Origin of the sequence: Lautropia dentalis (genome assembly GCF_003892345.1) — a bacterium.
Lineage (GTDB): Bacteria > Pseudomonadota > Gammaproteobacteria > Burkholderiales > Burkholderiaceae_E > Lautropia > Lautropia dentalis.
Window position 1 is genome coordinate 70,427 of sequence record NZ_RRUE01000002.1, and the last position, 26,334, is coordinate 96,760.

The 26,334-nt window shown below is 66.0% G+C and carries 22 protein-coding genes and 1 other RNA gene; 6 read left to right on the forward strand and 17 right to left on the reverse strand.

What is annotated here, in order from left to right:
- Positions 1-7 precede the first annotated feature (7 nt).
- The 14 genes from EHV23_RS08315 to rnpB all read right to left on the reverse strand — a co-directional run bounded on the left by EHV23_RS08315 (position 8) and on the right by rnpB (position 17,699).
- A complete protein-coding gene (locus tag EHV23_RS08315; protein ID WP_125095670.1) occupies positions 8-799 on the reverse strand; it encodes a cell division protein FtsQ/DivIB in 792 nt (263 codons plus the stop codon).
- The gene (locus tag EHV23_RS08320) at positions 796-1,800 is read right to left on the reverse strand and encodes a D-alanine--D-alanine ligase (RefSeq protein ID WP_125095671.1); all 1,005 of its coding nucleotides are present in this window, start codon (positions 1,798-1,800) and stop codon (positions 796-798) included. The genes EHV23_RS08315 and EHV23_RS08320 overlap by 4 nt, the downstream gene beginning before the upstream one ends.
- Positions 1,793-3,262, reverse strand: a complete 1,470-nt coding sequence (murC, locus tag EHV23_RS08325; protein WP_125095672.1) for a UDP-N-acetylmuramate--L-alanine ligase — start codon at positions 3,260-3,262, stop codon at positions 1,793-1,795. The genes EHV23_RS08320 and murC overlap by 8 nt, the downstream gene beginning before the upstream one ends.
- Positions 3,259-4,323, reverse strand: coding sequence for an undecaprenyldiphospho-muramoylpentapeptide beta-N-acetylglucosaminyltransferase (murG, locus tag EHV23_RS08330; RefSeq protein ID WP_125095673.1), 1,065 nt, complete (start codon positions 4,321-4,323; stop codon positions 3,259-3,261). The genes murC and murG overlap by 4 nt, the downstream gene beginning before the upstream one ends.
- Entirely contained in the window at positions 4,320-5,603 is a 1,284-nt protein-coding gene (gene ftsW, locus EHV23_RS08335) for a putative lipid II flippase FtsW (RefSeq protein ID WP_125095674.1), read from the reverse strand. Before ftsW ends, murG begins: the two co-directional genes overlap by 4 nt.
- Positions 5,597-7,861: a Mur ligase family protein gene (locus EHV23_RS08340; RefSeq protein WP_125095675.1), complete on the reverse strand. Its 2,265-nt coding sequence runs from the start codon at positions 7,859-7,861 to the stop codon at positions 5,597-5,599. Before EHV23_RS08340 ends, ftsW begins: the two co-directional genes overlap by 7 nt.
- 7 nt (positions 7,862-7,868) lie before the next feature.
- The gene (mraY, locus tag EHV23_RS08345) at positions 7,869-9,038 is read right to left on the reverse strand and encodes a phospho-N-acetylmuramoyl-pentapeptide-transferase (RefSeq protein WP_125095676.1); all 1,170 of its coding nucleotides are present in this window, start codon (positions 9,036-9,038) and stop codon (positions 7,869-7,871) included.
- Positions 9,038-10,432: a UDP-N-acetylmuramoyl-tripeptide--D-alanyl-D-alanine ligase gene (locus tag EHV23_RS08350; protein WP_125095677.1), complete on the reverse strand. Its 1,395-nt coding sequence runs from the start codon at positions 10,430-10,432 to the stop codon at positions 9,038-9,040. The genes mraY and EHV23_RS08350 overlap by 1 nt, the downstream gene beginning before the upstream one ends.
- Complete coding sequence (locus EHV23_RS16070) at positions 10,425-12,851, reverse strand: Mur ligase family protein (protein WP_238990393.1); 2,427 nt, start codon at positions 12,849-12,851, stop codon at positions 10,425-10,427. Before EHV23_RS16070 ends, EHV23_RS08350 begins: the two co-directional genes overlap by 8 nt.
- Positions 12,851-14,836 carry a peptidoglycan D,D-transpeptidase FtsI family protein gene (locus EHV23_RS08370; RefSeq protein WP_125095678.1) on the reverse strand — a complete coding sequence of 662 codons (1,986 nt, stop codon included), beginning with the start codon at positions 14,834-14,836 and terminating at the stop codon, positions 12,851-12,853. Before EHV23_RS08370 ends, EHV23_RS16070 begins: the two co-directional genes overlap by 1 nt.
- A complete protein-coding gene (gene ftsL / locus EHV23_RS08375) occupies positions 14,836-15,108 on the reverse strand; it encodes a cell division protein FtsL (RefSeq protein WP_125095679.1) in 273 nt (90 codons plus the stop codon). Before ftsL ends, EHV23_RS08370 begins: the two co-directional genes overlap by 1 nt.
- Positions 15,109-15,121: 13 nt before the next feature.
- Positions 15,122-16,078 (reverse strand): 16S rRNA (cytosine(1402)-N(4))-methyltransferase RsmH, encoded by a 957-nt coding sequence (gene rsmH / locus EHV23_RS08380; RefSeq protein ID WP_203229027.1) that lies wholly within the window; start codon positions 16,076-16,078, stop codon positions 15,122-15,124.
- 35 nt (positions 16,079-16,113) lie between these two features.
- Positions 16,114-16,548, reverse strand: coding sequence for a division/cell wall cluster transcriptional repressor MraZ (gene mraZ, locus EHV23_RS08385; protein ID WP_125095681.1), 435 nt, complete (start codon positions 16,546-16,548; stop codon positions 16,114-16,116).
- 743 nt (positions 16,549-17,291) lie between these two features.
- An RNA gene (rnpB, locus tag EHV23_RS08390) (RNase P RNA component class A) lies at positions 17,292-17,699 on the reverse strand.
- Positions 17,700-18,311: 612 nt separating this feature from the next.
- On the opposite strand from rnpB, the gene EHV23_RS08395 reads away from it, so the two are divergent.
- Positions 18,312-18,827, forward strand: coding sequence for a hypothetical protein (locus EHV23_RS08395; protein WP_125095682.1), 516 nt, complete (start codon positions 18,312-18,314; stop codon positions 18,825-18,827).
- A 196-nt stretch (positions 18,828-19,023) separates the two neighbouring features.
- Here EHV23_RS08395 and EHV23_RS08400 read toward each other — a convergent pair whose 3' ends face one another.
- On the reverse strand, positions 19,024-20,271 hold the full coding sequence (locus EHV23_RS08400) for a DUF3025 domain-containing protein (protein WP_125095683.1): 1,248 nt from the start codon (positions 20,269-20,271) through the stop codon (positions 19,024-19,026).
- Between the two features lie 221 nt (positions 20,272-20,492).
- Here EHV23_RS08400 and EHV23_RS08405 point away from each other — a divergent pair, with 221 nt between their 5' ends.
- Together EHV23_RS08405 and EHV23_RS08410 are read left to right on the forward strand one after the other, a co-directional pair.
- The gene (locus EHV23_RS08405) at positions 20,493-21,407 is read left to right on the forward strand and encodes an SH3 domain-containing protein (RefSeq protein WP_125095684.1); all 915 of its coding nucleotides are present in this window, start codon (positions 20,493-20,495) and stop codon (positions 21,405-21,407) included.
- 136 nt (positions 21,408-21,543) lie between these two features.
- Positions 21,544-22,020 (forward strand): DUF3293 domain-containing protein, encoded by a 477-nt coding sequence (locus EHV23_RS08410; protein ID WP_125095685.1) that lies wholly within the window; start codon positions 21,544-21,546, stop codon positions 22,018-22,020.
- 164 nt (positions 22,021-22,184) lie between these two features.
- On the opposite strand, the gene EHV23_RS08415 is transcribed toward EHV23_RS08410, so the two are convergent.
- A complete protein-coding gene (locus EHV23_RS08415; protein WP_125095686.1) occupies positions 22,185-23,126 on the reverse strand; it encodes a peptidoglycan DD-metalloendopeptidase family protein in 942 nt (313 codons plus the stop codon).
- A gap of 356 nt (positions 23,127-23,482) precedes the next feature.
- Between EHV23_RS08415 and EHV23_RS08420 the strand changes: the two genes are divergently transcribed.
- The 3 genes from EHV23_RS08420 to EHV23_RS08430 all read left to right on the forward strand — a co-directional run bounded on the left by EHV23_RS08420 (position 23,483) and on the right by EHV23_RS08430 (position 25,109).
- Positions 23,483-23,755, forward strand: coding sequence for a plasmid stabilization protein (locus tag EHV23_RS08420; protein WP_125095687.1), 273 nt, complete (start codon positions 23,483-23,485; stop codon positions 23,753-23,755).
- A complete protein-coding gene (locus EHV23_RS08425) occupies positions 23,745-24,044 on the forward strand; it encodes a type II toxin-antitoxin system RelE/ParE family toxin (RefSeq protein WP_125095688.1) in 300 nt (99 codons plus the stop codon). Before EHV23_RS08420 ends, EHV23_RS08425 begins: the two co-directional genes overlap by 11 nt.
- Before the next feature lie 144 nt (positions 24,045-24,188).
- Entirely contained in the window at positions 24,189-25,109 is a 921-nt protein-coding gene (locus tag EHV23_RS08430; protein ID WP_125095689.1) for a DUF808 domain-containing protein, read from the forward strand.
- Positions 25,110-25,112: 3 nt separating this feature from the next.
- On the opposite strand, the gene EHV23_RS08435 is transcribed toward EHV23_RS08430, so the two are convergent.
- A complete protein-coding gene (locus EHV23_RS08435) occupies positions 25,113-26,102 on the reverse strand; it encodes an ATP-binding cassette domain-containing protein (RefSeq protein ID WP_125095690.1) in 990 nt (329 codons plus the stop codon).
- Positions 26,103-26,334: the final 232 nt, after the last annotated feature.

The following is a 26,334-nucleotide window of genomic DNA, read 5'->3' on the forward strand; positions in this document are numbered from 1 at the left end:
TGGGCACTCAATGAAGATTGTCACGATGGGCGGCACCATTGCCGTCGGATTCCAGGGCGCCGGGCGCACGCACGGCAAACCCGTTGGGATAGCGCAGGTCGACGACCTCGGCGCGTCCGTTGAGGCGGGCCTGGATGAGCGGGTGGGCCGTGACCCAGCGTGCGACACGATCGGCCACCGGTACGCCCTCGTCACGTCCCAGCTTCAGGGTGATGCCACTGTCGAGCCGGGCCGTCCACGACTGGCGGTCGGACAGCTCCAGCGCCACCGGCCGCATCGACAGCGGCAGCAGCTGGTGCGCCAGCTCGTCGTAGCGGCGGGTGACCAGCATCTGGCTGCCGTCCGGGCCGGACAGCGTCAGCAGATTCTGGTGATTGGCGACTTCGGCAGGTTTCACCGCGAACAGTTCCCCATGGGTGTTGACGAAACGTCCGCTGTCATCCTTCCAGCGCGCCAGCACCTGGTGCTCTTCCAGCGCGACGAAAAGCCGGTTGGGCCAGATGCGGCGAACCTCGGCGCGCCGTACCCACGGCACTTCCTCGAATCGCCTGCGGACATGATCCAGCCCCACGGTAAAGAAATTTCCTTCCAGACGATTGGCACCCAGGGTGCCCATCGCCGCTTCATCGACATGATCCAGCGTGCGCCCGCTGACCGGCCCGACCTCGATGGCCAGCAGGTCGAATGCCGAACGCTGGCTGACCCACCAGATGCCGGCCAGCAGCAGGCAGGCAAAGGCCACCATCAGCATCAGGTTCGCCATGGCATTGAGCGCGCGCGGATCATGCCACAAATTCACGCAATCGCCTCCGATGCAACACGACGTTGTATTTTCAGCGATGCCTGAGCTGTCAGCCCCAACACCAGATCCTCATAGGAAATCCCGGCGGCACGGGCCGCAATCGGCACCAGCGAATGGCTGGTCATGCCCGGCGAGGTGTTCACTTCCAGCAGCCAGGCACGCTGGCTGGCATCGTCCAGCATGATGTCCACACGGCCCCAGCCCTCGCAGCCCACCGCCCGGTAGGCGGCCTCGGCCAGCGTGGCGATGTCGGCTGCCAGGTTGGGCACCAGCGGCGCCGGGCACAGGTAGCGGGTGTCGTCGGTGAAATACTTGTTGCGGTAGTCGTAGTTGCCGCCCGGTGCGCGGATTTCCACCACCGGCAGCGCACGTGCCGCCGCCGAATTGCCGAGCACGGCCACGGTGAGTTCACGCCCCTGGATGAAGCGTTCGGCCAGCACCGGCGCATCGATGGCGGCTGCGCGCTCGTAGGCAGCAGGCAGGCGGTCGAGCGAATCGACCCGCGTCAGGCCCAGCGTGGAGCCCTCGTGCGGCGGCTTGATGATCAGCGGCAGCCCCAGCCGTTCGGCCAACCCCACGAGCTGGTGCGGTCCGAGCAGCACTTCCCACGGCGGCGTGGGCAGGCGCCCTGCCTGCCACATCTGCTTGGTGGCGATCTTGTCGATGGCCAGCGCCGAGGCCAGCACGCCCGACCCCGTGTACGGCAGGCCGATCATTTCGAGCACGCCCTGCAGCGTACCGTCTTCGCCATAGCGGCCATGCAGCGCGATGAAGGCGCGATCGAATTTCGATGCTTCCAGCTCGCCCAGCGAACGTTCGGCCGGATCGAAACCCTCGGCATCGACCCCGCGCGACTTGAGCGCCTCGAGCACGTTGCGCCCCGATTCCAGCGACACGTTCCGTTCGGACGAATGGCCGCCCATCAGCACGACCACACGCCCCAGCGAGGCGGGATCGATGGTCGCGGGAAAGGGAAACGGATACAGGGAATCAGTCATGATCGACTCCTGGTTGCGCGGGCACGGCAGCCGCCGCACGGGCCACGATCTGTGCAGGCATGGCACCGATGCTGCCTGCACCCATGGTGATGACCACGTCCCCCGGCTGCACCAGCCCCAGCACGGTGGCCGGCAGCTCGTTCACGTCGGCCACGAACAGCGGATCACGCTGGCTGGCCAGCCGCACGGCGCGCACCATGGCCCGGCCATCTGCCGCCACGATCGGCGCCTCGCCGGCTGCGTATACTTCCGTCAGTATCAGCTGGTCGGCGCGACCCAGCACCTGGACGAAATCCTCGAACAGGTCCCGCGTGCGCGAGTAGCGGTGCGGCTGGAAGGCCAGCACCAGGCGCCGCCCCGGAAACGCACCGCGCACGGCATCGAGCGTGGCGCCGATTTCCACCGGGTGGTGCCCGTAGTCATCGATGAGCGTAAAGGTACCCGAAGCAGGCGCTGCTTGACCAGCAAATGCGGCGTTTTCGGCCCCGCGCTGTGGTATGGGAATTTCACCGTAGCGTTCAAAACGACGCCCGACGCCCCGGAACTCCGCCAGCGCCTCCACGATGGCCGCATTTTCGACGCCCAGCTCCGACGCAATGGCAATGGCGGCCAGCGCGTTGCGCACGTTGTGTTCACCGCTCAGCGCCAGCGTCACGGCCAGCGGTTCCTCGCCTTCACGCAGCACGGTAAAGCCCATGCGGTCACCGCTGGGCTGCACATCCACGGCCCTGACCTGTGCCTCTTCACCCAGTCCGTAGGTGACCACCGGCTTGGACACGAACGGAATGATCTCGCGCACATGCGGATCGTCCACGCACAGCACGGCAGTGCCGTAGAACGGCAGCCGGTTCAGAAAATCGACGAACGCCTGCTTGAGCCGGGCCATGTCATGGCCATAGGTGTCCATGTGATCGGCGTCGATGTTGGTGACGGCGGCGATCATCGGCAGCAGGTTGAGGAACGAGGCATCCGATTCATCGGCCTCGACGACGATGTAATCGCCCTTGCCCAGCCGCGCATTGACGCCGGCGCTGTTGAGGCGCCCGCCGATCACGAAGGTGGGATCGAGCCCGGCCCGGGCCAGAATGCTGGCCACCAGGCTGGTGGTGGTGGTCTTGCCGTGCGTGCCGGCAATGGCCACACCCTGCTTGAGCTTCATCAGCTCGGCCAGCATCAGCGCACGCGGCACCACCGGCACGCGACGTGCACGGGCACGGCGCACTTCCGGGTTGTCGCTGCGCACGGCGGTGGACACCACCACGCAATCGGCCGCCTCGGCATTTTCGGCGCGATGGCCGATGTGCACTTCGGCACCCAGCGACTGCAGCCGCTGCGTGACGGGCGAGCTGTTCATGTCGGAACCACTGACCTGATAGCCGAGGTTGAGCAGCACTTCGGCAATGCCACTCATGCCGGCGCCACCGATGCCGACGAAATGGATTTTGCGAACCTTGTGCTTCATCTGGCAACGGCCTCACAGGTATCGGCCACGATGGTGGCCGCATCGGGTTTGCCCAGCGTGCGCGCCTTGGCCGCCATGGTGGCCAGCGCAGGCCGCGTGAAATGCGCGAGCAGCGACGACAGCCCCGACGGTGTCAGTTCGTTCTGCGGCACCAGAATGGCCGCACCGGTTTCGGACAGGAAGCGGGCATTGCCGGTCTGGTGATCGTCCACCGCATGCGGATAGGGCACCAGAATGGAGGCCACCCCCGCAGCAGCCAGCTCCGACACCGTGGTGGCGCCTGCGCGGGCAATCACCAGATCGGCCTCGGAATAGGCTTCGGCCATGTTGTCGATGAAGGCCACGGCGCGCGCATCGACGGCCGCCGCCTTGTAATTGGCCCGCAGTTCTTCCAGGTGCGCACGACCGCTCTGGTGCAGGATTTCCGGCCGGTGCTCGGGATCGATCAGGCCGAATGCATTGGGAATGACGCGGTTGAACACCTGCGCCCCCAGACTGCCGCCCACCACCAGCACCTTCATCGGACCGGTGCGTTCGCGGTAGCGCAGCTCGGGCGCCGGAATGGCGGCAATGGCCCGGTTGACCGGGTTGCCCACCCAGACGGCGTTGGACATCGCCCCCGGAAAGGCCACCAGCACCCGCGATGCAAAACGTGCCAGCAGCCGGTTGGACATGCCGGCCACGGAATTCTGTTCGTGCAGCACCAGCGGCACGCGCAGGGTGCGCGCCACCAGCCCGCCGGGCACCGTCACGTAGCCGCCCAGCCCCAGCACCACGTCCGGACGCACGTCCATGAACGCCTTCTTCGCCTCGTCGTAGGCGTGCTTCAGGCGCAGCGGTGCGCGCAGCTTGGTCATCAGCCCCTTGCCGCGCACCCCCTTGAAATGCACATGCTTCATCGGAATGTCGTGCTGCGGCACCAGCAGGGCTTCCATGCCGTCGGGGTTGCCCAGCCAGAAGACTTCCCAGCCGCGCTCGCGCAGCACTTCGGCCACGGCAAGCCCCGGAAAGATGTGTCCGCCGGTACCCCCGGCCATGATCAGGGCGCGTTTGGCACTCATCGTTTTTTATCTCCCCCACGCATCAGTCTGCGGTTTTCGACATCGATGCGCAGCACGATGGCCATGGCCACGCAGTTCATCAGGATGGCACTGCCCCCGAAACTCATGAAGGGCAGCGTCAGTCCCTTGGTGGGCAGCAGGCCCAGATTGACGCCGAGGTTGATGAAAACCTGGATTCCGATCCACAGGCCCACACCCTGGGCCACCAGTCCGCTGAACAGCTCCTCGAAGGCAATGGCCTGGCGCCCGATCTCGAAGCAGCGGCGCACCACCCAGAAGAACATGATGATCACGACCAGCATGCCCACCATGCCCAGCTCCTCGCCGATGGTGGCAAAGAGAAAGTCGGTGTGCGGTTCGGGCAGAAAATTGAGCTTGGCCACGCCGGCCCCCAGGCCGCTGCCCAGCCACTCGCCCTTGCCGATGGCCATCAGGGAATGGGTGAGCTGATAGCTGCTGCCTTCCGCATTGGCACGAGCGAACGGATCCAGATAGGAAAAGAATCGTGCACGCCGGAACGGCACGAACAGGATGAAGGCTGCGAACACCGCAACCAGAAAGGCGACCATGCCGAAGAACAGCCGCGAATTCATGCCGCCAAGGAACAGCACGCCCATCGCCACCATCAGGATGACGATCAGCGCACCCAGGTCGGGCTGGCGCATGATCAGAAGGCCCACGACCGACAGCGCAATGGCCATGGGCACGAAGGCCCGCCACTGCCCCATGATCTGCTGTTTGCGCACCGAATAATCGGCCGCGTACAGAATGACGAAGAGCTTCATAAGCTCGGTGGGCTGGATGGTAGTGAAGCCCAGCGTGACCCAGCGCACCGCGCCCCCGGCCCGCTTGCCGATGACCGGCACGAACACCAGGATCAGCAATACCGCCCCGACGGCAAACAGGGGCCGCGCCAGCTGCTGCCAGCGCTCGGGCGGCACGGCATAGGCAAACACGCTGGCCACCAGCGCCATGCCGATGGCGGCACTCTGGCGAACGAGGTAGAACGTGGCCGAACCACCGGTGGGATCGCGTCTTTCCAGAATGGCGATGGAGGCGGAATACACCATCACCAGCCCCAGCCCCAGCAGCAGCGCCGTCATCCATACCAGCGCGGCGTCGAAACGCTGCACGGAGGTGTTTTCGAGCGCACTGCGACTGAGCGCACGGCTGGCGGGCGAGCGGCGACCGCGCACGGCCTTGCCGGACCCGGGTTCGGTCCGGTCGGCGCCCCCCAGCCATCCGAAGGCGGGCAACAGGTTTCCCAGCCGGTTCAGCATGGCTGTCCGGCCTCCTCGGCCATGCTGCGCACGGCCTGGGCAAAGACATCACCGCGCTGTGCATAGCCGGTGAACATGTCGAAACTGGCACAGGCCGGCGACAGCAGCACCACGTCGCCCGGCTGCGCCAGCGTGGCGCACAGGCGCACGGCCGCATCCATGTCCGTGGCATCGTGCAGCGGTACACCAGTATCGGCCAGCGCGTCACGCAGCAGCGGTGCATCGCGGCCGATCAGCACGACGGCGCGTGCATGGGCAGCGACCGACGGGGCGAGCAGCGAGAAATCCTGGTCCTTGCCCACGCCACCGGCAATCAGCACGGCACGGCGGCCCAGCCCCTGCAGGGCCGCCACCGTGGCACCGATATTGGTGCCCTTGCTGTCATCGATGTATTCGATGCCGTTGACCACCGTCACCGGTTCGCAGCGGTGATGGTCGGGCACGAAGGCACGCAGCGCATGCAACATGGCGCGCATCGGCACGTTGCAGGCGCGCAGCAGCGCCAGCGCCGCCAGCACGTTGGCATGGTTGTGCGCGCCCTGCACGCGCAGGGCGTCGGCCGGCATCATGCGGTTGAGGATGAATTCCACCGGTTCGGCCTGCTTCCTGCGCCGTCCGCCCGTGGGCATTTCCTCGGCCATGGCTTCGGTCAGCCAGGCCAGGCCGCCTTCACGCACCAGACCGAAGGCCGGCGCGGTGTGCGGTGTGTGCAGTGAAAAATCGGTACGCGGCGCCCGCTCCGGCTCGACCACCTTCTTCGGTCTGGCCTTGCGGCCCCGGCCCTTCACAGGCTGTGCGGCCTCTGCAGCGGCGGCGGCCTCGGCAGCGGCCAGCTCCCACGGTGTGGGGATGTCGGGATCGGCCAGCGAATCGTCGAGATTGATGACGCGACGCCGGGCGGCCTCGTAGATGCGCATCTTGGCCGCGCGGTAATTCTGCATCGAGCCGTGCCAGTCGAAATGGTCGGGCGTGACGTTGAGCACCGTGGCGGCCTGCACCGCAGGCGGCCGTGCAACGGCCAGCTGGAAGCTGGACAGCTCCAGCGCCCAGAGACGCGGCATTTTCTTCGCGGCGGCGCTGGGTTCGCGTTTCGGCTGCACCGGCGGCGGGAGGAAGACGGGGGCGTCCTCGTCCGTGGTGGGCACATCGGCGGCAGTCAAAGCCTGCTCGGCCTCGGCGAGTGCGGAGGAAATGCGGGCGGCGGCGCCTTCGGTGGCGGCTTTTGCCGAGGTGGCTTCCTGTTCCGTGACGGACGCAGAATCGCTGTCTGTGCTGCCTGCAGGCGCATTTTCCTGGATATCGTTTGCAACGCTGGCCGCAGCCCGGGATGAGGCATCTGCCTGCATGGTGTCCGGCTGCATGACACGAGTCAGATGTTCCTCCGACCGGGCAGCCAGTGCCGTGGACGCCGGAACGCTTTCGGCTTCATCCGCCGGCATGGCCTCTATCGGCGTATCGCCCAGGCGGTCCATCAGCGCATCCAGCAGCGACGGGCTGATGTTGCCGCAGGCCACGGCCTCGACCCCGGCCTCGTTGGCCAGGAAGGCACACAGCCGGGTCACGGTGGTCTTGCCGTTGGTGCCGGTAATGGCCACCACCTGCGTGTCGGCGCCCTGCGCCTGCAGCGTGGTGACGGCATCCATGAACAGGTCCAGTTCGCCCACCACGGGAATGCCACGGCGGCGTGCCGCCTCGAAGAGCTGCTGGCCACCCCCGGTCTCGATGGACACGCCAGGACTCCAGGCCAGCAGATCGAAGGGCTGGTCACTCAGGTCGGGCAGCGCAGCTTCGGCGGCAGAGGCGGCATCGCCGGCTGTCGCGCCGGATGTGCTGCCGTCCGTGTCGTCGTCATCCTCGTCGTCGGGCCAGACCTGACCATACGGGAGGTGCACGACGGGGCGGTCGGCCGCCGGGGATGCTGCCTGTGCGACGGTAATTTCGCCTGCATCGGCCAAAGCTGCATCGGCTGAAGGCTGGCTGGCTGCGGCCGTACCGTTCCGTGCGGGGCCGCTTCCGTCGTTACTGGCCTCCGGCGCAGACACCCCGGCCGCGTCACCCAGCAGCGAAGCATCCAGCGGGCGCGATTCGAAGGTGGCCTCGGGCACGAGCGTGCGCAGCTGCTCCAGTCCCGGCGGCTGGGCACGGTCATCAAAAACCTGCACGCGGCTGCAACCGGCGCGCGCCAGCCAGCGCGCCATCGCCAGGCCCGACTGGCCCAGTCCGATGACGGCTGCCCGTTTTTGATGAAGTTCGATCATGCCCATCTCAACGCAGTTTCAGGGAAGAGAGTCCAACCAGTACCAGCACCATGGTGACGATCCAGAAACGAACCACCACCTGCGATTCCTTCACGCCGCCCACCTCGAAGTGGTGATGCAGCGGCGCCATGCGGAAGATGCGCTTGCCGGTGCCATATTTGCGCTTGGTGTACTTGAACCACGACACCTGCAGCATCACCGAGACGGTTTCGGCCACGAACACGCCGCCCATGATGAACAGCATGATTTCCTGCCGCACGATGACGGCGATGCAGCCCAGTGCCGCCCCCAGCGCCAGCGCCCCCACGTCACCCATGAAGACCTGGGCGGGATAGGCGTTGAACCACAGAAAGGCCAGTCCGGCACCAAAAATGGCACCGCACAGCACGATCAGCTCCCCCGCCCCGGGCACGTAGGGAATCAGCAGGTATCTGGCAAACACGCTGTTGCCGGTGACGTAGGCAAAGATGCCCAGCGCGCCCCCGACGAGCACGGCCGGCATGATGGCCAGACCATCGGCACCGTCCGTGAGGTTGACGGCATTGCTGGTGCCGACGATGACGAAATACGTCAGCGCCACGAAGCCCGCCACGCCCAGCGGAATGCTCCATTCCTTGAAGAATGGCATCTGCAGGTGAACAGTGTCGGGCATTGGCAACGAAAAGCCACTGCTCATCCACTGGTGAAACAACTGAAACGCTTCTGCAACCGACTGGGTGGGAATGGCGAAGGCAAGATAGAGTGCGGCCACCAGGCCAAGCGCACTCTGCCAGAAATATTTTTCGCGCGCCGACATGCCTTTCGGGTCGTGATAGACGACCTTGCGGTAGTCATCCACCCAGCCCACCATGCCGAAGCCCAGCGTGACGATCAGCACCACCCAGACGAAGCGGTTGGAGAGGTCGGCCCACAGCAGCGTGGCCAGCCCCATGGAAATCAGCACCAGCACGCCACCCATGGTGGGCGTGCCCGACTTGACCAGATGGGTCTGCGGGCCGTCCTGCCGCACCGCCTGGCCGATCTTCATGGCGGTGAGCTTGCGGATGACGTGCGGCCCGCACAGCAGACCGATGAACAGCGCCGTCAGCGTGGCCAGCGCCGCCCGCAGCGTGAGGTAATTGAACACCGAGAACAGCCGGTATTCATTGGACAACCATTGCGTGAGCAGCAACAGCATCAGTGTTCTCCTGCGGGCGTGGCCAGGGCTGCCCAGGCCTGGACGATGCGCTCCATCTTCATGAAGCGGGACCCTTTGACCAGCACGCTGGCCGCTGCCTGCGGTGCCGTTGCATGTGCGTCGAGCAGCGCGTCCACGGTAGGCCAGTGCCGGGCGCGCTCACCGGCTGCCGCGGCTGCGGCCTGCATGTCGTTGCCGACGGTCCAGATGTGTTCGATGCCGCGGCTGCGGGCGTAGTCGCCCACTTCGCGGTGGAATTCGGTGGCCTGCGTGCCGGTTTCGCCCATGTCGCCCATCACCAGCAGCCGGGGAGCCGGCTGGTCGGCCAGCACGTCGATGGCGGCGCGCATCGAATCGGGGTTGGCGTTGTAGGTGTCGTCGATCAGCGGCACGCCGGCAGGCGTGTGCACGAGACGCAGCCGGCCGTTGACCGGGACGAAGGCAGCCAGTCCGCGCACGATGGTGGCGGCCGGAATGCCCAGCGCCAGCGCGCATGCCGCGGCGGCCAGCGCATTGCGCACGTTGTGACGGCCGGCAATGTTCAGGCGGATGTCGACCATTTCGCTGCCCAGGCGGGCACGGAAATGCCCGGGGCGGGCGTCGCGGGCGGCGGCCACCTGCAGGGGATCGGCCCCGTTCAGCGCGGCTTCATCGGCCACCAGCCCGAAATGCATCACCCGTTTGCCGGCGGCCAGCTGCTGCCAGATGGGCGTGCAGGGATCGTCGCCGGGAAAGACCGCCGTGCCGTCCGGGGTGAGCGCGCCGAACACGCTGCCGTTCTCTCGGGCGGTGGCCTCGGGGCCATCCATGAATTCCTGGTGCTCGCGCTGGGCATTCAGCACCAGCGCCACCTGTGGGCGGGTCATGGCGGCCAGACCGGCAATCTCGCCGGAGTGGTTCATGCCCATTTCCACCACACCCATGCGATGGGCATCGGTGAGGCGCAGCAGCGTGAGCGGCACGCCGATGTCGTTGTTGAAATTGCCGCGTGTGGCAAAGGCCGCCTGCTCGCCCACGTGGGCAACCAGAATGGCGGCGATCATTTCCTTGACGGTGGTCTTGCCGTTGCTGCCGGTGACGGCAATGAGCGGCAGGCCGAAGCGTGCACGCCAGCCGGCCGCCAGCGCGCCCAGCGCCAGCCGGGTATCGGGCACCCACAGGGTCAGCACACCGGCGCGCTCGAAGCGCACTTCGGAGGCGACACCGGCTGCGCCGGCCGCGATGGCGGCATCGATGAAATCGTGCCCGTCGAAACGCTCGCCGCGCAGGGCGATGTACAGATCACCCGGCCGGACCTGGCGGGAATCGGTGGTGACACCCGTGAACCGGCCCTCGTCACCCCCGAACACGATGACTTCGGGCAGCCAGGAAGCGAGATTCTGCAGATCAAACATGGGCGTCTCCCCGGCCGGATTCCCCGGGATGCGTGTTTCCCTGCACGGGCTCGGCGGCGCCGGCGGACCAGTGCTGCTGCAGGGCGGCCCGGGCCACGTCCGGATCGGAGAAGGGATGGAACACGCCGGCGATTTCCTGGGTGGTTTCCCGCCCCTTGCCGGCAATCAGCACCACGTCGGCCGCATCGGCATCGGCAATGGCGGCATCGATGGCTGCACGGCGATCCACCTCGGTACGCCAGGCCGGTGCCTTCAGGCCGGCCGCCACGTCGGCCATGATGCGCTGCGGGTCTTCGTCACGCGGGTTGTCACTGGTGACCACCACACGGTCGGCCAGGGCCTCGACGGCATGAGCCATGTCGGGACGCTTGCCCCGGTCGCGGTTGCCACCGGCACCGAACACACAGCAGAGCCGGCCGCCACGCTGGGTGGCCACCTCACGCAGGGCGGACAGCACGTTGGTCAGCGCGTCCGGCGTGTGGGCATAGTCGACCACCACCAACGGGCGCGTGGTGTCGTGAATGGGAGCAGGTCCCCCTGCCGCAGCGTACATGCCTTCCGGCAGGGACATGTTCGAAGAAGAGGCCGCGGCTGCACCAGAAACCGTCGCACCGGAAGCAGTCGTACCGGAAAGAGCGGCATCGGAAACGGCTGCGTCGAAAATGGCTGTATCAGAAGCGGATACATCAGCAGCGGCCGCCGCAGGCGATGCCGGCAGCGTCACCACTTCCATCCGTCCGGGCACGGGCTGCAGCAGCTGGATGCCCTCGGCAATGCGCGGGAAGTTCCAGCCCAGCGCGCGCCAGCTGCCGGCGGCGGCCAGTGCGTTCTCGTGGTTGAAGCGACCCAGAATGTCGAGCTGCAGCGCGGCCACGTTGCGGAACATGGAGCCGGTAAGCTGTTTGCGGGCCGCATCCCTGCCCTCCTGGCCGTCGGCTTCGACAGTCTGCCGGGCAAAGTCGGTGAGATGTCGGCCGGGGAACATCATCAGCACGAACTGGCCGGGCGCCTCGCCCTGGGTCAGCTCCAGCACCTCGTCGCACTGGGCAGACAGCAGGAAGAACGTCGCCAGACGGACGCGGGCATGCTCGTCCATCTTTGCGGCCACATCATCGGCCCGCCCCGTTTCGCCGGGGTTGCGATAGGCGCTGTTGACCCAGTAACCGATGATGCGCGGTGCCGCCGGATGGGCGTTGAGCACATCGATGAGGTGCCGCGCAAACGGATCCCCCAGATTGACCACGGCCGCCTGCAGCGTGGGCCAGGCAAAGAGCGCCTGCTTGGCCGCCCCGTAGGTGGCCATGGAACCGTGATAGTCGAGGTGATCGCGGGTGAGATTGGTGAACACCGCCGTATGGATGTCGGTGCCGGCCATGCGCCCCTGCTCGATGCCGATGGACGAAGCTTCCATGGCCACGACGGCCACGGGATCGTCCGTGTTCGAGCGAAACTGCTGGAACAGCGTCTGCAGCGTCAGCGCGTCGGGCGTGGTCAGGCCCACGTATTCGAGCTGGCCCGGACGGCCCACCCCATTGGTGCCAATGACGACGCCGGCACCAGCCGGCACCGGCACGTCGCGTTCGGCCTCGCCATCGAGCGCCATGATCAGCGCTTCGGGCCGGCGCATCCCGGCAGCAGCCCTGACAGGTTCACCTGGCGCACCAGCATCATGCGCACCGGCACCATGCGTTGCACCGATCGAACCTGCATCAGGCGAATCTGCCCCGGCGGAAACGGCAGCAGCGCCTGCGTCCGCATCATCCAGACCCCTGTCGGCAGCCAGCAGACCGTCCGCCCGCTGTGCCTCGGCACGCAGATCGTTGATGCCCTGAGCAATCCAGTGCGTGGTGCTGGTCTTGCCGTTGGTGCCGGTGACGGCCACCACGTCCAGCGCATGACTCGGGTGATCGTAGAAGGCATCGGCCACCGGGCCGAGATGGACGGCCAGACCGGGCACGACGCAGGCGGGCACGGGCAGGCCCGACGGCCAGGTGGCATGCAGGCTGGCCAGCATGTCGTCGATGGCCCGCGCCTCTTGCTCCCGGGCCTGTGCGAAGTCCTTGTCCTGACCGGACACCGCTGCCGTGCCGGACATATCGGCCACACCCGGTACGCCGCCACCGGAAGCCTCCTGGGCATGACCGGCAGCCGGAACGGCATGACTGGCAGCCACAGCCGCATGACTGGCGGCCGGCGCGGAAACGCCGAACACCACCGCCGCAGCGCCCTTGTCGAGCGCCTGTGCGATGAAGGCCGAGCCCTGCAGACGGTGACCCGCCAACGCAAAGAAGGCGTCTCCGGGGTGCACGCGGCGGCTGTCGGAAACGAGACGCCCGGTGGCGGGCAGATGCTCCCGCAACCAGGCGACCAGGGCTTCAGGCTGGATGTGTGCCGGCTGACCCGGTGGGCGGTTGGCCATCAGGCGCCTCCGCGTCCGGCGCCCGGACGTTCATTCTCCTGGCGGACGGCCAGTCGCGGCTTGCCGGGTTCGTCCACGGAAGAAGTCTTCCGGGTACGCGGCTGCGGGATGAGGGTATGGCGCGGCACGCTGATGTTCTTCACGCGGCCCACGTCACCCGGCGCGCTGGGCACGCTGCCCGGCGAAACCGTCAGTTCGGGGGTGATCGGCGAGATCATCGTCTCGAACGGAGCATCCGGTTCGACGGCCAGCGTGTGCAGTGCCTCGCTGGTGATTTTCGAGAACACCGGTGCTGCGATTTCGGCCCCGTAATACTTGCCGGCCCCCGGTTCGTCGATCATGACGGCCACGATGACGCGCGGGTTGGACATCGGCGCCATGCCGATGAAGGACGACACGTATTTCTTGACGTAACGGCCCCCTTCCAGCTTCTTGGTGGTACCGGTCTTGCCGCCGATGCGGTAGCCAGGAACGGCCGCAGCCGCCACGGCGTCCTTGTTGCCGGCCGACATTTCGAGGATGTGACGCATGGTGGCCGCCGTTTTCGCGCTGATCACCGGCGTGCCACGGGAAGCGGCAGCGCCCTGGCCAACCCGCAGGTCGGCACCCCGCGAGGAAACCTGAATGGCCCGCACGCGGCGCTCTTCTTCGGGCATGACCAGCTGGGCCGGCAGCACATCACCCCCACCGGCAAAGACGGTGTAGGCACGCGCCATCTGCAGCAGCGACACGGACAGGCCGTGACCGTAGGAAATGGTGGCGTGCTCAATGGGCTTCCATTTGGCAAACGGACGCAGGCGACCGGCCGCGGCACCGGGGAAACCGATGTGCGGGGCCTGGCCGATACCGACGGCATCGAGCATCTTCCAGTGCGCCTCGGGCGACATGCTCAGCGCCATCTTGGCCGTGCCGATGTTGGAGCTTTTCTGGATGACCTGCTGCAGCGTCATCAGTTCCTTGTTGCGGTGGGCGTCACGGATGACATCCGGGCCGATCTTCATGAAGCCCTCACGCGCGTCGAACAGCGACGAGGGCGTGTAGCGGCCACTGTCGAGCGCCAGCGCGGCGGTGAACACCTTCAGCGTGGAGCCCGGTTCGTACAGGTCGGTGATGGCACGATTGCGCAGGCCATTGCCGTTGAGCGTGCGGCGGTCGGCCGGGTTGTACGACGGCCAGTTGGCCAGCGCCAGCACCTGACCGTTGCGGGCATCGAGCACGACAGCTGCGCCAGACTTGGCCTGCTGGCTGACCACCGCTTCCTTGACGGCCTGGAACGCCTGATACTGGATGCGCGAATCGATGGTGAGCTTCAGGTCGCGGCCATCCTGCGGTTCGCGGATCTGGTCGATGTCGCTGATGATGCGGCCGCTGCCATCCCGGATGACCCGGCGGCTGCCCGGCTTGCCGGCCAGTGTGGACTGGAAGGCCAGTTCGAGCCCTTCCTGGCCCACATGGGCCAGGTCGGTGAAGCCGACGAGGTGCGCGGCAATCTCGCCCTCGGGATAGTTGCGCTTGTATTCGCTGTCCTGGCCGATGCCGTGGATGCGCAGGGCGGCAATCCGCTCGGCGGTGTCCAGATCGACCTGACGCTTCAGGAAGGTGAAGTTGCGATCACCGTGTGTGAGCTTGCCCTGCAGCTCTTCGGACTTCATGCCCAGCAGGCGGGCGAGGTCGACGAGGCGCGGATCGTTCAGGTCCACGCGGTCGGCATAGGCCCAGATGGAGCGGGCCGGCAGGCTGGACGCCAGCACCACACCATGACGGTCGAGGATGCGGCCCCGGTTGGCCTGCAGCTCGATGGTCTTTTCATAGCGCTGGGCACCCTGCGCCTGGAGGAAGGGCTTGGAAGCCGTCTGCAGATAGAACGCCTTGGCAAAGAGCGCCGAGAACGCCACGAACAGCAGCGCAAACATGAAACGCGAACGCCACAGCTGCAAACGCGCCTGCAGCAGGTGCGGGGCGGCGAATTTGACTGATTTGGGCATCAGCGGCTTCCTCTCAGATAAATCGTGCGCTCTGGGGTCAGCGCGATCATCCCCAGATCCTGGCGGGCCCGGGCGTCCAGCAGCGAGGGCTTGGCCAGTCGGGTGATCTCGATCTGCAATTGCGAAAAACGTACGTCCAGTTCGCGGGCCTGACCCTGCGCCTGTTCCATTTCGGTGTTGAGCCGGCGGGCCCGGTTCTGCGAGGTGACCAGCAGCAGGGCTGCTGCCATCAGCAGCAGGGCCAGCACGATGTTGATCCGGTTCAGCATCATCTTCCGTTCCCCCTCAGTGCACCGCCGCCGGCAGCCGCTCGGCCACCCGCAGGATGGCCGAGCGTGCCCGCGGATTGACCGCCTGCTCGGCCTCGCCGGGCAGCCAGCGCCCGACGGACTTCAGCAGCGGCTCGGCCAGCCAGGCACCGGTCACGGGGTGACGCTCGGCATCCCGGCCGGCATGGCGGGCGATGAACTGCTTGACCACACGGTCCTCGTTGGAATGGAAACTGATCACCGCCAGACGGCCGGATGGCTTCAGGCGCGACAGGGCGATGTTCAGGATCCGCGCGAGTTCGCCGCCTTCGTCATTGGTGTGAATCCGTAGAGCCTGAAAGGTGCGTGTGGCCGGATTTTTCGCCGAATTCTTCTGCCGCCGACGGATGACCCCCGCCACGAGATCGGCAAGCTGTCGTGTTGTCTGAATGCCCTGGCCGTCGGTCTGGTCGCGGCGAGCAGCAATCTCCTTTGCAATCGGAAAAGCAAACCGTTCGTCACCATCTCTTTTCAATACCTCGGTAATCTGTTCGACCGACGCCTGCATCAGCCACTCGTAGGCCGATACCCCCTCGGTCGGATCCATGCGCATGTCCAGCGGGCCATCACCGGAGAAGCTGAAGCCCCGGCGCGGATCGTCGACCTGCGGCGAGGAGATGCCCAGGTCGAGCAGCAGGCCGTCGATCCGGCCCACACCGTGCTCGTCGAGCACACGGTCGAGCGCCGAGAAACGGGCGTGCACGATCCCGAACCGTGCGTCCGCGCTTTCACGAGCCCATGCCTGTCCTGCTGCCACTGCTTCCGGATCCCTGTCCAATGCCAACAGACGGCCTTCCGGTCCGAGGGCCGCCAGAATCTGCCGGCTGTGCCCACCCCGACCGAAGGTGCCGTCCACGTACACCCCGTCCGGACGAATGGCCAGTCCCGCCACCGCCTCGTGCAGCAGCACGGGCAGGTGCAGACCCTGGGTCATTTCGTCCGGTTTCATGTCCGCGCCCCTTTCCATGATCAGAGGCCCGGAATGTCGCCCAAGTCTTCTGGCAAGCCGGCCGCAGCCTGCTGGTCCAGATAGGCTTCCCAAATCTGTTCATCCCACAGCTCGAAGCGGGTCAGGTCACCGACCATCACCACCTTGCGGTCGAGCTTGCCGGCCCGACGCAGGATCGGGCTGACCAGGATGCGCCCTGCACCATCCATCTCCACAGTCTCTGCCGAGCCGATGAGCAGACGACGGATGCGGTCGTCCTTGGAAGTCAGTACGGAGGCGATGTGCTCGCGTACCTTCTCCCACTCGGGCAGCGGGTAGATCCGCAGGAGGTCACCAAAGTGCCGGGTGAGCACGAGCTTCGTCACGCCCTGCTCTTCGAGCATGCCGCGCCACTGCGAGGGGATCGTCAACCGACCCTTCGCATCCAGCGATAGCGGAAAGCTCCCTTCGAACATGGCTGCCCAACCCGGTTAGTGACTGGATTCGGGCAACAGGAGCCGGGCAGGACCCCTGTTGCCGTCTTCCGGACGGTGGTGGCGAGCCGTGCGATCAGGCACGCCAGAAGTGAATTTTCCCACTCTGGCCCACCTTTTCCCACAAATCCCCACCAGTTCGAAGAATACGGGGGGTTACGGACAGCGTCAAATCTGGAGAAAACGTTTTTCCTTGCTATGACAATGACTTACAGAGGATCGCTCATCCTCCGAAAGCAACCGCCCAGCCACTTTTCACGCACTTAGCGAACTCTGTGCAAGTAAGTCATCAAGTAACTGGCTGTTATTTGCAACACTTCTACAAGGATTGTCAAAAAAACGGGGGCGATTGGCGGCGTTTCCGGCCGACGAACGGTAGCCGTTTCGTTGCCCCGATGACGAAGCCCTGTGGTGCCGCCACCAACCCGTCGCGGCGGCGCGACCCGTTTCTGGCCGAAAATGCCACCCTATGGCAGCCGCACGACAGGTTTTGCAGCCTTTTTGCCATGCGGATTGACAGGCGCCGCCTGCTCACCACCCGAACAGCCGCTTGACAGGCCCGAAAGCGCCGGCGCAGCCGGATGGACCATCAGAACACGTGCTGGCAGCGATCACCGGACGTGATTGTGCATGCAGCCTGAATGAGACAGTCCGCAGAAAAACGACAGTGAGTAACCGCTATGCCACAGCGGCAGTGATTACGCGGGGACTGTTTATATGGAAGGAGGGGGAGCGGACCGATAAGCCGGATTCTGTCCCTCTGGCGAGGTGACGGTCATTCCTCTGGGCCTGCCGTTGCCGGCAGGCTCGAGCCATCTACCCGCACGCTCGGGCGGGCGCCCTGCGCAGCCGGGGCTGCGTCGCGTGCCTACATGATGTTGCTCCGGATGGGGTTTGGCCTGCCACGTCTGTCACCAGCCGCGCGGTGGGCTCTTACCCCACCTTTTCACCCTTGCCTGGCCGCTTGCGCTGCCGGGCGGTACGTTTTCTGTGCCACTGTCCGTCGCTTTGGGGGCATTGGTGGGACGCCGTCCCACTTCTGCCCCGTATGGCGCCTGGCCGTTAGCCAGCATCCTGCCCGCTGGAGTCCGGACTTTCCTCCGGGTTGCCCCGGCGACCGTCTGGTCTGCTCCCGGAGAGGGAATGTATCACTGATGGCGGCCGCGAGCGCAGTAGGCCAGATAAGGAAAAGCCCGCCGGGGAAGGCGGGCTTTTCTCTCGTAGCGCCAGGGGGGGGAGGCTTGCGCCCCGCGTGGCCCCTGACTTCGGCAAGGAGTCTACATCAATACGGGCAACCGCCCAACAACACAGGCCCCTACATAAGTGAAAAGCCCACCAAAGGTGGGCTTTTCACGTTCGCTTATTGGCAGGGGGGAGTGAACGGAAAAACATGCCGTTCCCCGCGAAGCCCTAGCCCACGCTCCAATATTAATAGATGCCAGAACCGATACCAACCAGCGACAACCCGACAGATCATGCTGCGGCCATCCGGCACAACAAGACCACCAAAGTGCGACACCGACGGTCGCACCGCCCCGCCAACCACTCATCCCCCGGCACTCGACACGGCCGCATCGCAGGCAGAGACTGGCGCCGCACAAGAATCCCCTGAAACAGTGCCGGGCTGTCACCCCATGCCTGAAGGCAGGTGCAGGATGCAGCAGCACAGGCACGCTGGCCGCACGGTCACGCCGGATGAGGCATGAACGGTTCGGGGGACCAGGAACCCTTTTGAGGATCTGTTGATGAATCGCGTTGCAAAGCGGGCCGCGATGGCCGTCGTTGCCGCTGTCGGTCTGGGCGCCAGCCTGAACGCCGCTGCGGTCGAGTATCCCGTCAATTTCGGCGAGCCTATCGTGCTGTCCGAGCAGGGCCAGCCCCTGAAGGTGCTGCTGCCCTTCGATGGCGCGCCCAACGACCGGGCCACCGCCGTGGCCTTCCTGGTGGAGAACACCGAGGTGCCGGAGGGCTTCCGCGCCCCGGTCGCGAAGAACTTCACGGTGATGCGTCCCGAAGCATCCCCCTACGTGATCTTTCATTCACGCGAGGACGTGAAGGCGCCGCAGATCGTGCTGACGGTCAACGTGACCGGCGACCCGAACAGCCCCTACCAGATGCAGCTGAGCATTCCCGACGGAAGCAGCAGCCGCATGATGATGGCCAGCGCCGACGGCAGCCAGAACCGCCGCGCCGGCACGGGCCGGAACTCGTTCCGCCGTGTGAAGGGGCCTGTTGCCCGGACGGACCTGCCACCGAAGTGACCAGCCAGCCATCGACGCAAGCTTGCGGCCATCGATGCCGGCTGTCCGCCACCAGTGCGGCCACGCTGCCATCGTCATGATCTGGCCGTTGTCGATGCAGGCACACGCCGTCAATGTGGCCGGCCCGCTGCTGATGTGACCTGCCTGCCGTCGTGACCGGAACCGGGACCAGTCTTCAACATATGCCGTAGCCCCGTCACTTCACATCGCAGGCCGGTCTCGGCCCCCTGAACACCTTCTCGTCCCGATAGAAGGCGGGATCCGCATTGGCCGGATCCCAGCCGGGCCAGCCCTGGATGGGCAGTGGCTGCAACAGGGCCGGGCGCAACTCGCCTTCCCGGGCCAGCGTCCACAGCCGGCGCGCCGTGCCCCAGTCCAGCGAACCCCGCGGATCGGAACAGGGCAGCAGCTTGGCGGTCATCGACTTGTAGGGCTGATGCAGCTTCTCCAGCAGCCCGTGGCCGACGATGACCGGGACATGCGAGCCGAGGAAGGTACCCGGCGGTCGCAGGCAATCCATCTGTATCGCATCGCCCTCCAGACTCTTCCCTCCCAGCAGCATCTGCCGCCTCTCCACGAAGAGCGCCGTCCACTGACGCGCCTCCAGCAGCGCCACCCATGCCGGGTCTGCCGCGGGCCACAGGGCGCCGTTTTCATCGAGCAGCGTCAATGCGTCCCGCAGTGCGCCCCGGCCCCTCGCCTTCGGCGCGTCGGCATCATGAGAGAATGCCTCGTTGCTGTATCGTGAAACCTCGCCAATTGCACCATCCCCGCCATGCAACGACGTCTCACGCAGGCGTCGCCCGGTGTCGGCCTGCCGGCAATGCAGCTGGTTGATGGCCGACTTGAGCCGGGGAAAACGCAGCCAGACCAGCGCATTGTGAAAATCATGGCGCGCCCCGGCGCCCTCCAGCTTGCAGGGAATCTGTCCACTGGCCACGCTGCGCTCGTAATCGACCGCCCCCACATCACTGCCCGCCATGAAGCGCAGCGGCGTGCCATCGGGCGCACGCAGGCCCCGCCAGGCAGCCAGACGGTTCATGAAGGGCAGCCAGTGCACCGTGTCCCAGGTGGACAGGGGAAGGTCAACAGGGGATGCATCCCGGGAAACGCGCCCTGCTCCATCCGGACCCACGGTGGACGAGGCGCCCATAGCTTGCGCCCCCACAGCCGAAGCCCCCTGGAACAGGCCGTCAGGTATCTGGGTACCCGGCGTCATCTGGTCACCCACCCCTCCCTGCGGCGTGACGCAGAACACGGGCAGCGGCCCCTCGGGGCATCCGGCCTCGTTCCACGCCATATGCCACAGCCGCCGCAGCAGTGGCCAATAAGGGGCAAAGCCCGGATGGCACCAGGCCGGCGAAGCCAGGCGCTGCAGCAGAGGGGGCAATCCGGCAAACGGGGAAGCAGAAACACCGGAGCCAGACGAGGCGAGGATGGCCATGGAAAGATCGACGTGTCGGCACAGATTTTGACAATAGCACAGCCCCAGTAAACGCCCGCTCTTTCGCCCTGCCGGAGACAGGCATGCCCCACCCGTCACATCCCCCCTACGCAACCATAACAATTTGCCCACAAACCGCCGTCAACGCCGGGAATCTCTACCCCGTTTTTTCTTCTGTCGGGCCATGTTTTCCAGACCGGCCCTTTCTCCCGGGAGCACACATGTTCCAGAAGGTTTCCATCCCTCGTCGTTCCCTGCTGGCCACCGGCATGCTGCTGGGGCTGGGTGCCACACTGGCCGCAGCACCGGCCCAGGCCCGCAGCCATGTCACGGCAGCCTTCACGGTGCAGCTCTCGCCGCTGTATGCGGGGCCCAGTGTGGAATACCCGCAGGTGCAGCGCTTCACGCCGCAGACCCAGGTGAACATCATGGGGTGCCTGCCCGACTTTGCCTGGTGTGATGTCATGGCAGGGGGCGCACGGGGCTGGATGGACGCCCGTCGCCTCAGCATCGTCGTGAACGGCAACGGCCGGCCGCTTCCCGCCGTTGCCCCTTCGGTGGGCATTCCCGTGACACAGTTCGTCATGGGGCCCTACTGGGTGGCCCACTACAGCGACCAGCCCTGGTTCAATGATCCGCGCTATGCACAGGCGCTGAATTCGTACCGCGTCCGGAGCCGGGTGGGCAACACCGTCATCGAGTACGAGCGCAGCTGGCAGGCCCAGCAGCCGGCCTATCCGCCGGTCTACGTGGAAGAGGCCCCAGTGTATGTGGAACCGCCGGTCATCTACGCCCCGGCACCGGTCTATTCCCCGCCGCCCGTCTACCGGCCGGCCCCCGTGTACCGCGGCCCCTCCTATTATGAGCCGGCCTTCCCCGACCGCAGCTTCGAAGACCGGCGCTTCGACAACCGCCGCTTCGAGGAAGAATCACGCTACCAGCCGCCCCGTGTGAATCCGCTGCGTCCCTCACCCAATTTTCCGCAGCAGGAGGCACCACAGGTCAATCCCCTGCGCCCGTCACCCAACTTCCCGGACGCGCAGCGTGGCGGGCAGCCGTTCCCGTCGGCCGATCGCGCCATGCCGGGTCCGGGTGCTGGCCAGGTCATCACGCCCAACGGGCGTGCGCTCAAGTAGGGCATGTCATGGACGCATGAACCAGCACGCGAATCAGGGGCCGGCGCGGGGAAGAATGATTCCATGGAATGACGCCATGACGCGCTCAGGTTCCTTCGCAGCCCCCTCATTCAGACCAGGGAGATCATCCGCACGCATGAAACAGCAGCAGCCCCCCGTGCCCACCATCAGCCGCCCCTCGGACGACACCATCCGCGCCTATGAGCAGACGGACTACTTTGCCGAGGACCAGCCGCCCGTCTGCCTGCGCATCGGTGACGCCGCCGCCGTTCATCTGGCCTGGCTGGACCGCCACGCGGCGCACTCGGCCAGCATTCTGACGGCCTGGAACCCGTTTGGCCAGGAACTGGCCCGGGCGGAGAACGATGCGCTGCAGGCGCGGCTGCAGACCACCATCCTGCACAGCGGCCTGAACTGGCTGCCGGCGCGGGGAGAGGATCCGAAGGGCAGCTGGCAGCCCGAACCCGGCTTCTGCGTGTTCGACATGCCGCCGGACCTGCTGGACGAGTGGCTGATGCTGTTTCGCCAGAATGCGGCCGTGCGCCTCGAACGGGGCACCGGCTGCCGGCTGGTGTGGCATCCGGAAATTGCCCGGATGCTGGCAAAAGGCTGAACAACAGTTCCCTGAGACCGCCAGACACACAAGTACACCCACGAATCAGCTGACACGGACCACCATACACGGTCTGCCAGTGGATCTGCATCATGCCGCATGAGTCGACATACCCGACAAGGCCCGCACGCCACTGGTCTGCCTGTGGACCGGCCATCAAGCCATCAACTTTTCAGAAAGAGGGCCGGATCGACCATCGTGCGATTCAGGCACACAGACCAGTGCAGGTGCGGTCCCGTCACCCGGCCGGTCTTGCCCACCGTGCCGATCACCTGGCCGGTTCTGACCCGCTGTCCCACGCGGGCGCGGATCCGGTCCAGATGGCAGTACATGGTGAGCATGCCACCACCATGGTCCAACCAGACCGTGTTGCCATTGAAGAAATAATCGCCCGTGTCGATGACCACGCCGGGGGCCGCCGCCTTCACCGGCGTACCGACGGGCGCAGCAATGTCCATGCCCCCGTGCGGATTGCGGGCCTCGCCATTGAAAAAGCGCCGCAGGCCAAAGGAGCTGGAACGCACGCCGGGCACCGGCTGGGCCAGCCGCATGGTCACCGGCAGCGGGCGGCTGAAAGTGGCCATCACCTTCGCACTGCGCTGACGTTCGCGCAGGTGGCGGGCCAGCGCCTCGCGGCTGAGCGTGACCTTGCCCGGCGGCACGTTCAGGTGCTGTTCGGCGTACTGATGGGGCTGGATGGACACGCGGATTTCACGGGAGAGCTGGCCCGTTTGGCCCGGCCGGGCGGCGTTACCGGGCGAGTCTTGTGCATCGGACACATCCTGCGCGCCGGACACGATCAGCGTCAGATGGTCGTGCGGGATGAGCAGCGGAATGCCCAGCACGGCATACCAGCCTGCAGCAGATCCGATGACCAGCACCGGCACTTCCTTCCAGTGCACCCGGGGTACCTGCCGGGCAGCCCCCAGCGGCACCACCGCCACGCCGCCCGGTACCGGATGCGAGGCCGGGTATGGCGGCAGCCAGACCTTTGGCGAAGCCGCCTGCGCGGACACGACCTGCCACGCCCCCCCTCCAGTCAGGCCACGGGCTCCCACACCGGCCAGCGCCAGCAATCGGCCCAGACAGGCCCGGCGGCCATCCATGACTGTTTCACGGGATGTTCCACGAAGACGCCAGGGAGATGTTTGTTTCACGAAATGTTCCACGTTGCGGCTACCACGATTTCGACGCACCCGTCCCGATGCACCAGCCGGGGCACGCCCATCTGTCGTCCCGGGACGAATCATGAACCCAGGACGGACGGCGCATTCCCCCGCCCGCATCATACGGCCTGTGGCGCGTGTCATGGAATCAGTCGCTTCCGCGCTGGTCCGATGGTTCCATCCTCTGTCGCCCTGCGGCATGTCCCTGGCCACCATTCGCCCCCTTCCTGGACCACCTCCCTCTCGACCGGGGCAACCGGCAACGGTACGATAGCCACATCGAAGGAAGTCAAGATATGACCACGCTGACTACCCACTACGAAAACGCCTGTTTCCTGCGTGATCTGGCCGAGAATCTGCCCTCCATCCGTCCGGACACCTACACGCCTGAACTACAGGGGATGCTGCAGAGACTGGCCGACGAACAGATCGCCCAGGCACGTCATGATGAATCGGTTAGAGCAAAGGTTGCCCGGGCACGCGCCAGCAGCCGCCCCTTGCTGACGATGGAGGAAGTTCGAGCCAGTCTGGAAGAGCGCATCCGCGAGGCGGCAGCAGATGGTCTATGAGGTCAAGTGGACGGCAGAGGCCCATGAAGATCTGCTGGATCTGTTCGATTATCTGATCGAAAACGTCTCGGCCCGTGAGGCCGGACGCATCTGTTCAACGGTGTTCGATTCCACCAGATACCTGAGCGATTTCCCGCGTCTGTACGAAGAAACGCCACAATACGGGCGTGGCGTCCGGCGCATCGGTGTGATGGGCCAGAACGTCCTCTACGAGGTAGACGACGTTGCCCGGCAAGTAAAGGTTCTGGCGGTCAATGGACAACGCGAGAACCCGCGCAACATACGCTGAAACTGATTCCGGGAAGCACTCAAACCGACCATTGTGCCTCTCCTCACCCCGCAGACCGGTACGACACCCCTGCCGGGCATGCGGTACATTGCGGGTTTCCGGGAACCCTGCGTCTGCCGCGCAGACACTGACTGAAGGACACACATGGCCTTTGCCAATCTGCTGACCCTGATCGACGACATTGCCAGCCTGCTGGATGATGTGGCTGTGCTGACCAAAACCGCCGGCGCCAAGACGGCGGGCGTGCTGGGTGACGACCTGGCCCTGAATGCCCAGCAGGTCTCCGGCGTCCGGGTGGACCGGGAACTGCCCGTGGTGTGGGCGGTGTTCAAAGGCTCGCTGCTCAACAAGTCGATTCTGGTGCCGCTGGCGCTGGCCATCAGCGCCTTTGCACCATGGCTGGTCACACCGCTGCTGACCGTGGGCGGGCTGTTCCTGTGCTTCGAGGGCGCGGAGAAGCTGCTGCACGCCATGCTGCATGGCAAGTCGGAGGATCACGGACAAGCCGACCATACCGAAGCCCCCCTCGACGAGAAGACCCGCATCAAGGGCGCCATCCGCACCGATTTCATCCTGTCGGCCGAAATCATCGCCATCACCCTGGGTACCGTGCAGGGCGAGCCGCTGGCCACGCAGGTCACGGTCATGGCGCTCATCGCCGTGGCCATGACCGTGGGCGTGTATGGCGTGGTGGCGGCCATCGTCAAGCTGGACGATCTGGGGCTGTATCTGAGCCAGCTGCAGGGGGGTGGCCTGAAAGCCCCGCTGCGCGCCATCGGTCGCGGCATTCTGCGCGCCGCCCCGTGGCTGATGAAGGGGCTGAGCGTGGCCGGCACCATGGCCATGTTCCTGGTGGGGGGCGGCATCGTGGTGCACGGCTTTCCGTGGCTGCATCACCAGATCGAGCATCTGGTGGCGCCCCTGCAGGCACTGACGCAGGTGCCGGCCTGGCTGACCGGACTGGCCACACCGGTCGCCCAGGGGGTGGCGGGCCTGCTGGCCGGGACCGTGCTGGCGCTGGTGTTCATGGGAGTGCAGAAGCTACGGGGGGCCGATGCCCACTGAAAATCAAAACACCACCAGCGGACGTTCCGGGTGGACCGGATGCGGCATGACCAGCGCCTCCACACCATAGACAGCACGCAAGGTGCCGGGCGTCAGCACCGCAGACGGCGTACCGAACGCGACGGCGCGCCCCTCGCCGATCAGCAGCAACCTGTCACAGCAGCCGGCGGCCAGGTTCACATCGTGCAGAATCACCAGCGCTGCGATGTTCTCTTCATGGGCCAGCCGACGTACCGCCGACAGCAGGGTCAACTGATGATGCGGGTCCAGACTGGCCGTGGGCTCATCCAGCATCAGCACCCGGTACTCATCCGGCCCGGAGCGGGCCAGCAGCAGCTGATGGAGCACCCGGGCAAACTGCACCCGCTGCTGTTCCCCGCCGGATAGCTGCCGATAGCGCCGGTCGTACAGATGGCCGACATCGGCCAGTGCCAGCACCTGCTGCAGGATGGCGGCATCGGCTGCCATGGCACCGGCGGCAAGCGAGTCCCCGGCAGGGGTCGTGGCCTTCGTCCATGCATCCGCCACGCCGGTTGCGGGCCTGTTCCCGGCAGCCACAGCAATTCCAGCCATGGCACCGGCAGAAGCATTTGTGCCCCCGGCAGCAGCAGGCACCTGCTCCCCGGGGACAGCGACGCGCCCCGCCAACGTCCCCGCCGCCGGCGTCTTCCCGGCGCGGTGCACGTGCGGATACGTCCCCATGCCGATCACCGTTTCCACCGGCAGATCGAACTGCAGCGACGGGCTCTGGGGCAGCACGGCACGCCACCGGGCAAGCGCTGCCGCCGGCCAGGCCGACAGCGGCTGGTCATGCAGCGTGACGGTGCCTGCCGACGCACGCAATTCTCCTGCCAGCACGGCCAGCAGCGACGACTTGCCGGTGCCGTTGGCTCCCAGCACCCCCGTCACCTGCCCGGCAGGCAACGCAAGATCGATATCCGCAAGGATCTGCCGCCCGCCCCGGTGGATGGAAAGGCCGTGGGCTTTCAGCATATGGACCTCCACACCCGTACCTTGGGCATGCCGCCTGTGGCGTGTACTGTCATCCTCACACCCTCCGGTGAAGCAATATGAAAATGAACATTAACATGGAGCCAAAGAACATGAGCAAACCGGACCCCCCGGGAGGAAAACACCCTGAGCTTTCCTCCTGTTCGCCCTTCGTGGGTCTCGCTGCTGGATGAGGACTGGGACGCAACCACCCACGCCGCCGTCCGCCGGCAAT

Bases quoted from the DNA above. Each gene is read 5' to 3' on its own strand.
- EHV23_RS08320 (WP_125095671.1), bottom strand. From the start codon at position 1,800: ATGACTGATTCCCTGTATCCGTTTCCCTTTCCCGCGACCATCGATCCC.
- murC (WP_125095672.1), bottom strand. From the start codon at position 3,262: ATGAAGCACAAGGTTCGCAAAATCCATTTCGTCGGCATCGGTGGCGCC.
- murG (WP_125095673.1), bottom strand. From the start codon at position 4,323: ATGAGTGCCAAACGCGCCCTGATCATGGCCGGGGGTACCGGCGGACAC.
- ftsW (WP_125095674.1), bottom strand. From the start codon at position 5,603: ATGCTGAACCGGCTGGGAAACCTGTTGCCCGCCTTCGGATGGCTGGGG.
- EHV23_RS08340 (WP_125095675.1), bottom strand. From the start codon at position 7,861: ATGATCGAACTTCATCAAAAACGGGCAGCCGTCATCGGACTGGGCCAG.
- mraY (WP_125095676.1), bottom strand. From the start codon at position 9,038: ATGCTGTTGCTGCTCACGCAATGGTTGTCCAATGAATACCGGCTGTTC.
- EHV23_RS08350 (WP_125095677.1), bottom strand. From the start codon at position 10,432: ATGTTTGATCTGCAGAATCTCGCTTCCTGGCTGCCCGAAGTCATCGTG.
- EHV23_RS16070 (WP_238990393.1), bottom strand. From the start codon at position 12,851: ATGGCCAACCGCCCACCGGGTCAGCCGGCACACATCCAGCCTGAAGCC.
- EHV23_RS08370 (WP_125095678.1), bottom strand. From the start codon at position 14,836: ATGCCCAAATCAGTCAAATTCGCCGCCCCGCACCTGCTGCAGGCGCGT.
- ftsL (WP_125095679.1), bottom strand. From the start codon at position 15,108: ATGATGCTGAACCGGATCAACATCGTGCTGGCCCTGCTGCTGATGGCA.
- rsmH (WP_203229027.1), bottom strand. From the start codon at position 16,078: ATGACCCAGGGTCTGCACCTGCCCGTGCTGCTGCACGAGGCGGTGGCG.
- mraZ (WP_125095681.1), bottom strand. From the start codon at position 16,548: ATGTTCGAAGGGAGCTTTCCGCTATCGCTGGATGCGAAGGGTCGGTTG.
- EHV23_RS08395 (WP_125095682.1), top strand. From the start codon at position 18,312: ATGAATCGCGTTGCAAAGCGGGCCGCGATGGCCGTCGTTGCCGCTGTC.
- EHV23_RS08400 (WP_125095683.1), bottom strand. From the start codon at position 20,271: ATGGCCATCCTCGCCTCGTCTGGCTCCGGTGTTTCTGCTTCCCCGTTT.
- EHV23_RS08405 (WP_125095684.1), top strand. From the start codon at position 20,493: ATGTTCCAGAAGGTTTCCATCCCTCGTCGTTCCCTGCTGGCCACCGGC.
- EHV23_RS08410 (WP_125095685.1), top strand. From the start codon at position 21,544: ATGAAACAGCAGCAGCCCCCCGTGCCCACCATCAGCCGCCCCTCGGAC.
- EHV23_RS08415 (WP_125095686.1), bottom strand. From the start codon at position 23,126: ATGGATGGCCGCCGGGCCTGTCTGGGCCGATTGCTGGCGCTGGCCGGT.
- EHV23_RS08420 (WP_125095687.1), top strand. From the start codon at position 23,483: ATGACCACGCTGACTACCCACTACGAAAACGCCTGTTTCCTGCGTGAT.
- EHV23_RS08425 (WP_125095688.1), top strand. From the start codon at position 23,745: ATGGTCTATGAGGTCAAGTGGACGGCAGAGGCCCATGAAGATCTGCTG.
- EHV23_RS08430 (WP_125095689.1), top strand. From the start codon at position 24,189: ATGGCCTTTGCCAATCTGCTGACCCTGATCGACGACATTGCCAGCCTG.
- EHV23_RS08435 (WP_125095690.1), bottom strand. From the start codon at position 26,102: ATGCTGAAAGCCCACGGCCTTTCCATCCACCGGGGCGGGCGGCAGATC.